Origin of the sequence: uncultured Cardiobacterium sp., assembly GCF_938028825.1 — a bacterium.
GTDB lineage: Bacteria > Pseudomonadota > Gammaproteobacteria > Cardiobacteriales > Cardiobacteriaceae > Cardiobacterium.
This window is the reverse complement of the sequence record NZ_CALIZP010000069.1, coordinates 1-4,075: the sequence shown is the minus strand read 5'-3', so window position 1 is coordinate 4,075 and position 4,075 is coordinate 1. Positions and strand designations below refer to the sequence as shown.

Here is a 4,075-nt window from a genome sequence, read left to right as displayed (position 1 = left end):
ACCAGAAGAAGTCCTTGATGTTGACCTGATCACCGCCGTCACCATAGGCACGGATAGTAAGGTCGGCGCCTTCGCGGCCGAAGACGGCATCTTGGGCTTTGGCGCCGTTGAAGACGATTTTGTCGGCTTCGTCATCGTTACGCGCCCAGTCATAGATGCTGTCCTTGCCGTGGCCTTTGGCGAAGAGGTAGGTGTCGCTCTCGTAGTCGCCACCCTGCATATGGTCGTTACCGGCATCGCCGCTCAGGATGTCATGACCCTTGCCGCCATAGAGTTTGTCGTTGCCATTGCCGCCGCTAAGAACGTCGTTGCCGCCGTAGCCGTTCAAGGTGTCGTTGCCGTTTTCGCCGGCAAGGTAGTTGGCGCTTTCGTTGCCGCTCAGGTTATCGTTGCCGTCGCTGCCGATGCGGTGCCCCAAGGTTTCCAGGTTCTTTTTGCCGAGGACGGCGACGTATTGGGCGAAGGTGCCGTTTTGTCCCGCTTCGGCGGCGTATTGCACGAATTGTTCGGCCAGCGGTGCCATCGCGGTGTTTTTGCCGTCGGCATTGCCTTTCGCCAGCAGTTCGCCGAGGTCGGTGAAGGCTTTGCCGGGGTTCGTCTTGTGGATTTCGGCGAAGAGTGCGGAGACGCCGCTGTAATCGATGCGGTATTCGCCTTCTTCGTTGACGCTCAGGCGAATGGCATCGAGATAGGGGCGCAGGCGGGTCTGGAAGAGCAGGCCGTCGTAGAGGCTGTCGGCGAGGCGTTCGTAGGTGTCGTTGACGGTATCGACGATGTGCTGCGCTTCTTTTTTGCTGAAGTAGTAGAGGTGCGGGGAGCGGGTGCCGGTGAAGGCATCCAGAATGGCGATTTTGCGGTTCAGTTCGGCCTGTTTTTGTCCGGCGGGATCGGGCTCGCCAAGTGTTTTCCAAAAGCCCATTACCGCGATCTCGCCCATATGCTTGATTTGGGACGGAGTGAGACCGACGCCTTTGCGCCCTCCGCCTTGCGTTATGGTATTTAGGGTACTGATGGCACTCTTGAAGTCCTCTATCCGTCGCGGATCGGTATTCGCCCAGGCTTGCAGCAGTTTGTCGCGCAGTGCCAGTTGTTCTTCTTTGGTTGCCGCGTTTTTGTACTGCTGCAACACTTCCGCCAGTTCGGAGGATTGCACGACGGCTTCGCGCAGGTCGCGCAGTCTGCCGCTGCCGCGCAGGTTTACTTCCTGCTGCTGTTCGTCGGTGAGCGGGATGCGCTCGCTGTAACGGCTGTGCAGGCGGTCGGCGGCGAGGTGCAGGTCGCCCATGATGTGCTCGTTGCCGTCTTCGTCGGTGTAGCTGCCGACTTCGGCCAGGGTGTTGCCGTTACCGAGGTCTTTGTCCGCCTGGGTATAGCCGAGGTTGAGCGACTGGATGCGCAGGTCTTTGAGCGCAAAGATTTCGCCTTCTTCGCTGATGCCGTTGTGATTGAGGTCGCGCCAGACGCCGAGTTTGTTGAAGGCACTGTCGGCGGCATCCAGCTTGCCGTCGCCGTTGTCGTCCAGATCAGCGGCCGCTTCAAAACCGTGTGCGGCGGTCTTGCCATTTTTGAGCAGGGTGTTGTCGCCGAAAATTTCGCCGCCGTCGTTGATTTTGCCGTCGCCGTTGCGGTCGTACACCAAAATGCCGTCGTTGCCGTGCACCCAGCCGGTGGCGGTGCGGATACCGAGACGCTCGTGGTCGAACATCGCGCCATCATGACCATTGGCAGCGAGGGTTTCGATGCCGTTGCCGTTCAGGTCAAGAGCGAGGGGGTCAATTTGGTGGAAGAACATCTCGCGCAGCAGACCGAACCAGTTGCCTGTGGCAAAGTTTAGCCACATGCTTGGATTTTTGAGGAACGGAGGAAGTTTTTTAAGTAGATCACCTGATTCTAGAGAGTCTTTTATTTTATTCAGGATATAATTAACAGGGAGGATTGTTTCAGAAGTATATCCATTGGCATTAGGATCGAATATGGAAGCAGGTAAGTTTTTGATTTCAATTGGTTGATTGTGATGTCTAGATAATTGAACAAGGAATGCTTGTATATTAGCTACATCTTGAGGGTAGGCAAAAGGAACGCCTTGAAAATCTCGATCAGCTAATCCTGCATCAGCCAATGCAACAGCAACAAAATCTATACAGCTATTAGATAATACTCCATAAGTGTTACGGAATCCAGGGACAAGTTTAGCTCCTGCTCTAGCAGGATATGAATTTAACCTATTATATTCTTCTTCGCTAATAGATGTGGATATTGATGTAATTGGATGATTTTCGTCAGGTATATAGTAAGTACTATCATTGTATCTTAAATTTTCTTGGCCTGGGGTCGTATCCTCACCTTTTCCCCAACCCCTGCTTGAAGTAATTCCTGTACGAGGATTATAGATCTCGTACCACATGTGTCCTGCTTTTGATACAGTACCATCGCTCAAGGATGTGCCCTTAGGAGCAATTTTTATAGTAAGTATATAATCTTGCATAACTTATGCTCTCCTAGATTAATTATATAGCTAATTTCTTCTACTATCAGGATAGATCCTGATGGAATAAATCACACTTTTAAAGTCTGATAAATATATGCTTTTGTCAATAAATATGAAACGATATTTCCCTCTCTCTAAAATGAAGCAATCCAACAAACTCTTAAATGCTAAACTAAATTCATTATTTGTCCGGCTTCCGGTTGTGTAAAAATTACTATGGTTATTATATTCTTTCGTAAAGAAGTTCATATATTCTTCTTTTTTATAGTCGTATTTGTACGCTATAACTCTAATGGTATAAGTAGTTCTTCTTTTTGAAGATGGTATTCCAGGATCTCCAATAAAACTCCTCTGCTTTATATAGACATTATCGTTAGGAAAAAACTCTCCACTCCGATAACTATCGCCATATAAATCTATATTGCCATTAATAAATTCGATACGATTTCCTATGCAATATCTTTCTTTGAAATAGATGTTTTTATCAATAGTGATAGTGTTCTTTTCTCCTAATGGAAAAGATGTATATTCAGCTTCTGAAAAATATTGAATAAATAATGCTCTTTCAAAAAGATATATATATGTCAACATGGTGGCGAGTGTTACCGCAATAATCGTTAGAATAACAATTGTATTCTTCCATTTGTTTTTAATTTTAGTAGCCACAATTACTCTCCTATATTAGCTTGAAAGCCAGTTGCAAATTGGATGGTATTGCGCTGGATACTTTGCCACTGTGAAAGCTGAGAGCGCCCATAATCAACGTTAATTTCGATTGACATAGGGGGGGAAATACAAAATATTGAACACAAGGTGCTGAAGGCACAGGTTTATTAGAACATTCAATAAGGGTTTGCACATGACCTTCACTATCGCGTCCGACAAACAGATCCTTGGCATCTTCATGTTCCCGCCAGGGCTTACCTGTTTTGGGATTCGTACCCGGATTGATATAAACCTCCAGTCCATACAATGTTTCTGCCGTTTTTTCGAAATAATTGGCATGATCGGGATAGGGCGGTTCTACCCGTGCCTTGTCCATACGCCGAGCCAGCCAAGAATCCAGATTTTTAAATTTTGGCGGATATTGAGGCTCAAAGAGGATATGCACGCCTACTTCATCGCTTGTTGAGCCATCAATACCCCAGTCTTTATCATCGCGTTCGCGTAGCGCAGGGTCGTTGTTGTCCAGCAATTGCGCATCACTGTTAAAGAAATAAAAACCGAAAGAGGTAATCACGGATTGATAGCTGCGCGTCGGTGGATTGTAGGTGCGCAGTTTTTCCGGATCCCAGCCGGGGGAGTCGTCGTATTCGACAAGGCTGACCACCGAAGACGGCAGATTGACCGGCACGCCGCCGAGGTTGCCGATGATATAGGGCTGCCCGTATTTGTCTTTCGGTGCATCGTCGGGCTGCTGATTGGCGGCACCGTGCATGGCGCGGGCGAGGTTGCCCATGTCTTCGGTGGTGATGTTCGGCATCCCGCCGGCAGCAGTGTTCTCCGCTTGTGCTGCGGGTTTCGCCGCTTTATCCGCTTGCGGTTTGTCGCAAGCGGCGAGCAGGGAAATGAAGACAAGGCTCAGGG

3 protein-coding genes are annotated in these 4,075 nt (G+C 49.0%); all 3 read right to left on the bottom strand.

What is annotated here, in order from left to right; all coding sequences use genetic code 11:
• On the bottom strand, positions 1-1,840 hold a 1,840-nt coding region (locus tag Q0562_RS10395), incomplete at its 3' end, for a calcium-binding protein (RefSeq protein WP_298644134.1).
• Between the two features lie 675 nt (positions 1,841-2,515).
• Positions 2,516-3,154, bottom strand: coding sequence for a hypothetical protein (locus Q0562_RS10390; protein WP_298644132.1), 639 nt, complete (start codon positions 3,152-3,154; stop codon positions 2,516-2,518).
• A gap of 10 nt (positions 3,155-3,164) precedes the next feature.
• Positions 3,165-4,075, bottom strand: a 911-nt coding sequence (locus Q0562_RS10385; RefSeq protein WP_298644130.1) for a hypothetical protein, incomplete at its 5' end; no start/stop codon positions are given.